The organism is Hymenobacter amundsenii, assembly GCF_002204745.1.
GTDB lineage: Bacteria > Bacteroidota > Bacteroidia > Cytophagales > Hymenobacteraceae > Hymenobacter > Hymenobacter amundsenii.
Map to the genome: position 1 here is coordinate 1 of NZ_NIRR01000074.1, position 6,302 is coordinate 6,302.

The window sequence follows — 6,302 nt, forward strand, 5'->3', positions numbered from 1 at the left end:
TCGTGCAGGCGGTGCAGCTGGCGGGTAAAGCCGCTCTTGTCCAGCGCTTTCATGCCCCAATGCTGCTGCATGTAGCGGCGAGCGGCGGCCAGATTGCCGCCGAAGAAGCGGGCCGCCAGCAGGGCCGTGGTCAGCAGTTCGGCGTCGGAGAGGTGGCGCTTATGCGGGGCCTGGGGGCGGGTGGCACGCAAAAAATCATCGATGAAGCAGTACATTGCGACGGTCTGTTCTGTCATGGGAAGGGGGCTTGAAGCGGTCGAATTCTTCAAACCTAGTCTTTCCCGTGCGGAACAGACTTTTTTTAGCCCCAGCCTACTCCGCAACTTGGGTTAGGTACCGCGCCGGAGCAGGTGGTGCGGTGGCCGGAGCCCGGCGGCTCACATCAGGTAGAAGGCTTCCGGGGCCAGGGGCGCGGGCACGTCGGGCGCTTGCAGCAGCTCCAGCAGGTTGATTTCGACGGTGCGGGCAATGGCCGTGACCGGCGTATCGGTGGGCTTGTTGCTGAAGGGGTCCTGGAGGTAGCGGGCGGTGCGCTCGAGCAGAAAAAAGGAGGACGCGGTAACCAGCAGCACCGGAATTTCCCAGAGCCCGATGGTTTTCACCAGGCCCAGCGACAACGTGAGCAGAAACAGGTAGATGAACAGGTACACCAGCAGCCGGTAGCTGACCGGAAACACCGTGTGCTTGCTGCGTTCGGCCTGGCCCATGGCGTCGCAGAGGCGCACGAGCGTGGCATCCAGCTGCACCTGCTGCATCAGGTTGAGGGCCTGGTGCTGGTAGAGGCTTTTGAGCTGGTCGGTGTGCAGGGCCAGCAGCGCCAGGGGCTTATTGGACTGCCCGTGCAGGCGGGCCAGCTCCGGCCCGGTGAGGTAGCGGCCCAGGGTGGCGGTGGGGTCGAGGCCGCGCAGGGTTTCGCCCAGGCAGTAGCACCAGGCAATCTGGCGGCGGGCCACGGTACGCAGGGGCGAATCGGGGCCGGCGGGAACCAGCAACGCATCGGGCACGAAGGCGCGAATTTGCAGCACCAGCGTGCGCGAATCGTTGACGATGCTGCCCCAGATTTTGCGCGCCTCCCACCACCGGTCGTAGCTCTGGCTGGTTTTAAAGGCCAGCAGCAGCGAAATCGCGCTGCCCAGAATAGTGGGCAGCTGCAACGGAATAAGCGGCAGATACTCCCCGAGCGCCATTTTCAGGAGGTGGAAGAAGCTGGAAATAAGCAGTACCCGTACCACATCGGGGCGGATGTGCACGAACACGTAGCGCAGGGGGAATTTGGCGTCGAGCAGCATACTCAAAAAAAGGGATTGACGGCGGAGCGGGCCGTTTACAGCCAGTCGTCGGCGGCCATGCACGCATCGGCCTCCCGCGCGCGCCGCCGGGCGCCGGCACTGACGAGCCACGCTGCATCATCGGCCCGGTCCCGGTCGGGGCTAAGCGGCAACCCGGTTTTGGCCGGAGCGGACTTCAGGACGGGCAGCGGGCCCGGGCCGGTAGCAACGGCCAGGGGCCCGGCAGGAATGGGCGGGAGGAGTGGTTGTCTAGTTGGCATGAGCGGGAATCAGGGTGAGAAAAGCGGCAACTGGCCCGAAAACCAGCCCTTCCCAAAGGTCCCCACTACTCCTCGCCCAGCCCATGACCAGAATTGTCACATCGGATGATATCCGTCAAGTACTGGCCTTCTGTTGGCCGTCTGAGCGGCTCAGGTAGCACCGGTTTGTTTTCTGCTTCTGCGCAAACCAGGACGTCGTCGTTTACATCTTGAATAAATAGATTCGCTCCTTTCTCACCGCTGCCAGCAAATATGCTGGTCCTCTAGCGGCACGGCCACGCCCTCGTAGGCGGGCAGGACGCGGGTCGTGAAATCCTCGGCGGGGCGCGGGGTGGTCACCAGGGCCTGGTAGTGATAGTAGCCGTCGGCAGCGGGAGCCGCGTCCGGTTGCAGCGGGATGCGCTGGGCTTCGGCACCGTTGAGGCCCTGGGCGTAGAGCTCCACCAGCACTTGGTCGGGGGGAGGGCACCGAGGCGGAGGGCCACGCGAAACCGGTAGCCGTTGGCGACGGTTTCGGTCTGCATCTCGCCGAATTCCAGTTTATTCCACTCGCTGGCAATTAGCTGGCGCTGCTGCACGATGGCCGCACCGGCCGCGCCCTGGTTGGCGGCGCGCTGGGCGTAGCGGGCGGCGGCGGGCAGGTAGTAATCCTCGGTGTACTGGCGCACGGTGCGGTTGGCCGAGAACTGCGGGGTGAGCGTGGCCATGCTCCGGCGCATGCGCTCGACCCAGCGGGCGGGGATGCCCTGGGCGTCGCGGGCGTAGAACTCGGGCACCACCTGGGTTTCGAGCAGGGAGTAGAGCGCCTCGGCCTCGGCGGCGTCCTGGGCGGGGTCGTTGCCGTGCTCCCGGCCGTCGCCCAGGGCCCAGCCTACGTCGGGCGTGTAGGCTTCGGCCCACCAGCCGTCGAGCTCCGAGAGGTTGAGGCCGCCATTCACGAGCACCTTCATGCCGCTGGTGCCGCATGCTTCCCAGGGCCGACGGGGCGTGTTCAGCCACACATCCACGCCCTGCACCAGGTGCTCGGCCATGAGCATGTCGTAATCACTGAGAAAGACGACGTGCTGATACAGCTGGTGCGCGGCAATAAACTGCATCCACTGCTGAATCAGGGCCTTGCCCTCCTCGTCGAAGGGCGGGGCCTTGCCGGCCAGCACCAGCTGCACGGGCTGCTCGCGGTTGGTGAGCAGGCGGATGAACCGTTCGGGGTCGTGGAGCAGCAGGTTGGGCCGCTTGTAGGCCACGAAGCGCCGGGCAGAGCCCATCGTGAGGGTGTTTTCATTGAACACCTTGCCGGCCATATCAATCAGTCCCGGCGCGTAGCCCGCCACCGTAAACTGCCGCCCCAGCCGGGCGCGGGTATAAGCCACCAGTTCCTGCCGGCAGCTATTCGCCAGCTGCCACAGGGCGGCGGCGGACACCTGACCGATGTTTTCGGCCAGCGTATCGAGGCCGCCGCGCCACCGGTCTTTGCCGCAGGCGGCGGTCCAGATGGCGTCGGCGGCCTCGGCGTCCCAGCTGGGCATGTGCACGCCGTTGGTGACGTGGTAAACCGGCACCTCCGCAGTGGGCCAGCGCGGAAACAGCTTGCCGAACAGCTGCCGGCTCACTTCCCCGTGCAGCTTGCTCACCCCGTTCACGGCCCCGCAGCCCCTAATAGCCAGCAGTGCCATGTTGAACGACTCGGTGGGGTTGGTCGGGCTCTGGCGGCCCAGCGCCAGCAGCGTTTCCAGGTCGATGCCCAGCTCCTGGCGGGCGTAGTCGCCCAAAAACTGGTCTACCAGCGCCGGGCTGAAGTGGTCGAAGCCCGCTGCCACGGCCGTGTGGGTGGTGAACAGGTTGCCGGGGCGCGTGACAGCCAGCGCCGCCTCGAAGGAGAGGCCGGTTTCCTGCATGAAGGCCCGCGCCCGCGCCAGCACCACGAAAGCCGCGTGGCCCTCGTTGAGGTGACACACGTCGGGCTTGATGTTCAGGGCCTTCAGCAGCTGCCAGCCGCCCAGGCCAAGGATGATTTCCTGCTGGATGCGCTGCTCCATGCCCCCGCCGTAGAGCTCGGCCGTGATGCCGCGGTGCACCGGCAGGTTGGCCGCGTCGTTGCTGTCGAGTAGGTAGAGCATCACGCCGCCCACCCGCACCTGCCAGGTCCGCAGCCACACCGGGAAGCCCGAGAGCGTAATCGGTAGCCGCAGCCACTCGCCGTTGGGCAGCCGCAACGGGGTGATGGGCAGCTGGCCGGGGTCGTTGTAGGGAAACAGCGCCTGCTGGGCACCCAGGCGGTCAATTTCCTGCCGGAAGTAACCCTGCTGATACAGCAGGCCCACCGCTACCACGGGCACGCTCAGGTCGCTGGCCGATTTGAGCTGGTCGCCGGCCACGTTGCCCAGCCCGCCCACGTAAATCGGCAGCGCCTCGCTCAGCATAAACTCCATACTGAAGTACGCCACGCAGCTCAGGGCTGACTCCGGATGCTGCGCCTGAAACCACTTGGGGCGGTCGGCGGCCTGTTGTTTCTGCGTCATCAGGGCCGCCATCTGGCCCCGGAAGGTGGGGTCGGCGAGGTGGTGTTCCAGGGCCTCGGGCGAGGCCGTTTGCAGCACCGCCCAGGGGTTGTGGGTCCGCTCCCAGAGCTCGGCGTTAAGCTGCTGCCAGAGGGCATCGGCCGCATGGTTCCACGACCATTGCAGGTCCAGGGCCAGCTCCATGAGCGTATCGAGGCCGGGTAGCTCGGTGGGCGAGAAGCCATATTGCCGGCTGAAATTCAGGTGGTCCGTGTTCATGCTGGCAGCCTGTGGCTTGTTATAGGTAATGCTCAGGCTCCAACGCGTGGTGGCTCACAAAGTCCAGCAGCAGCTTCAGCAGCCCGGGGTGCAAGTGCGGCGGCATGGCGGCAGACGCCCCCGGCCCGGCGGCCGGCGTACCGGCCAGCAACACACGCAGCTCCGCGGCGTTAGCCACCCGAAAGCCCATGTTCCAGTCGGCAAAGCTGCGCTCGGGGCAGGGGCCGGCCCCCAGTACCTGGCAGCGGTGGTGGCGCAGGTCGGCCACAATATGGTCGTAGTAAAGCGCCCGCACCATCGCTTCCTCGCCTTCCAGTATTTGAAGAAACCGTCCATCGGGTGTGTGCAGCAGCAGGCCCGAAATATGGTGTTCACGGTTGAAACCCCGGGCCTGTTCCAGCAAGGCCCGCAGCCCGGGCGGGTCGAAGGGCACCAGGGCCCGGCTATGATACAGGAGGTGATACAGGCTCATCGTGATAACAAATGAATAAAACCGGCTGGTGGAGGCAGCGTAGCCGGCCTTGCTACCGTAGCGCTTACGGTCCGGGAAGCTACACCTAAACTCCTCGTAATCATGCGGATTTAAGTTGAGCGCGACGTCGCTCCGGCCCGCCGACCTGCCTACCCGGGCGGCGGCGGGGCGAGCCGGGCCAGCAACTGGGCCACGATAAACTCCCCTTCCGGCAGGCCCTGCTGGCGCCACAGTTCCACCCCTTGCCGCATCAGCACGAAGGTCGGCAGGTCGGCCGGCTGGAAGCTGCGCATCACCACCGGATGGCTCTCGTCGTCTGCCGACAGCACCCGAATAGCAGGTCCTAGTCGCTGCTGCAAAACCCGGAGGGACGCCAGCGTGGCCGTCCGCACGGGCGGTGCCGTGCCAACGGTGGGCAGCAGCACTAGCAGTACCGCCGCCTCGGGGGCCAGGGCAGACGTGGGGGGGGGAGTAAGGACGGACATAGCAGGGAGCGTAGCAGCAGAAGGGGTGTAGCGGGGTAAAACTAGTTCCGTACCACGCCCAGGAACATGACGCTGCTTGCTTGAATAACTGATGTTTAGCTTTCTGCTGGAAGCTGCGATTATCAATCAATGGAATCAAGCGGCAGAAAACCAATATATTACCCGGTATTAGGGCCTTCCCCCCGGCAGAATGCCCGGCCGGCAGTTGGAGCGGGGCTGGTTACCCGGGGTCCGCTCCACTGCCGCACTACGCGGGAGCAGCCGCCCATTTCCGGCGGGCCGGGGGTGCAAAGCTAGGGGGCCTCTGGGGCCGCGGATATGACGGCGGTCGACCGAACAGCTGACGTTCGTCATGCCTGGCCGCCGGCTGACCACCGACCTTTGACCCGCGCAAGGGGTAGGCCACGGCCGCCTTCCACTTATTTCCCTGTCCATGCTGTCGGCTTCCTATACGCCCATCATCGCCAATCTGCTCTATACCCACTCCCGCGAGTTTGTGGGCATCTTCGACGTGGCGTTGGGCTGGTTTACGCAGGTAAACCCCGTGGCCGTACAGCTGCTGGGCTACCCCTCGGAAGAAGCCTTTCTCACCGACCCCGACCACTCCCTGCGCGTGCCGCCCTGGACGGTGGCCGAGTGGCGCGACCTGTGCGAGCTCACGCAGCGCGAAGGCCACCACGAGCTGGAAGCCAGCCTGCGCCGCCACCACGGCGACCCGTTTCACGCCTACCTGCGGCTCACGCACTTTGAGGTCGAGGGCCGGGTCATGCTGCTCGTGTGCCTGGCCGAGCAAAGCCCCCTGCAACGCGCCGAGCGGGCCCTGGCCCACAGCGTGCGGCGCTTCGAGGCGGTGTTTACCAACGCCACCATCGGCATCATCGTCTGCGACAAAGCCGGGCTGATGGTGTCGGCCAACGAGCTGGCGGGGCAGCTATTCGGCTACGCGCCGGCCGCGCTGCTGGGCCAGGCGGTGGAGGTGCTGGTGCCCGACGCCACCGGCCGCCACCACGAGCAGCTGC

Annotated in this window: 6 protein-coding genes and 1 pseudogene; 1 reads left to right on the top strand and 6 read right to left on the bottom strand. The window is 65.7% G+C overall.

All coding sequences use genetic code 11. The annotated features are described in order from the left end of the window. From CDA63_RS19700 to CDA63_RS19725, 6 genes and pseudogenes are all read right to left on the bottom strand, one after another. Positions 1 to 236: pseudogene (locus tag CDA63_RS19700) on the bottom strand (IS982 family transposase); the annotation flags it as partial. Between the two features lie 141 nt (positions 237 to 377). Next, on the bottom strand, positions 378 to 1,289 hold the full coding sequence (locus CDA63_RS19705; protein WP_088466169.1) for a bestrophin family protein: 912 nt from the start codon (positions 1,287 to 1,289) through the stop codon (positions 378 to 380). Positions 1,290 to 1,324: 35 nt separating this feature from the next. Then, positions 1,325 to 1,549: a hypothetical protein gene (locus CDA63_RS19710; protein ID WP_088466170.1), complete on the bottom strand. Its 225-nt coding sequence runs from the start codon at positions 1,547 to 1,549 to the stop codon at positions 1,325 to 1,327. 335 nt (positions 1,550 to 1,884) lie between these two features. Further along, positions 1,885 to 4,326 (bottom strand): alpha-glucan family phosphorylase, encoded by a 2,442-nt coding sequence (glgP, locus tag CDA63_RS19715; protein WP_242434758.1) that lies wholly within the window; start codon positions 4,324 to 4,326, stop codon positions 1,885 to 1,887. 19 nt (positions 4,327 to 4,345) lie between these two features. Then, on the bottom strand, positions 4,346 to 4,798 hold the full coding sequence (locus tag CDA63_RS19720; RefSeq protein WP_088466171.1) for a BLUF domain-containing protein: 453 nt from the start codon (positions 4,796 to 4,798) through the stop codon (positions 4,346 to 4,348). 149 nt (positions 4,799 to 4,947) lie between these two features. Continuing rightward, a complete protein-coding gene (locus tag CDA63_RS19725; protein ID WP_088466172.1) occupies positions 4,948 to 5,283 on the bottom strand; it encodes a thioredoxin domain-containing protein in 336 nt (111 codons plus the stop codon). Between the two features lie 433 nt (positions 5,284 to 5,716). On the opposite strand from CDA63_RS19725, the gene CDA63_RS19730 reads away from it, so the two are divergent. Next, on the top strand, positions 5,717 to 6,302 hold a 586-nt coding region (locus tag CDA63_RS19730), incomplete at its 3' end, for a PAS domain-containing protein (RefSeq protein ID WP_126546979.1).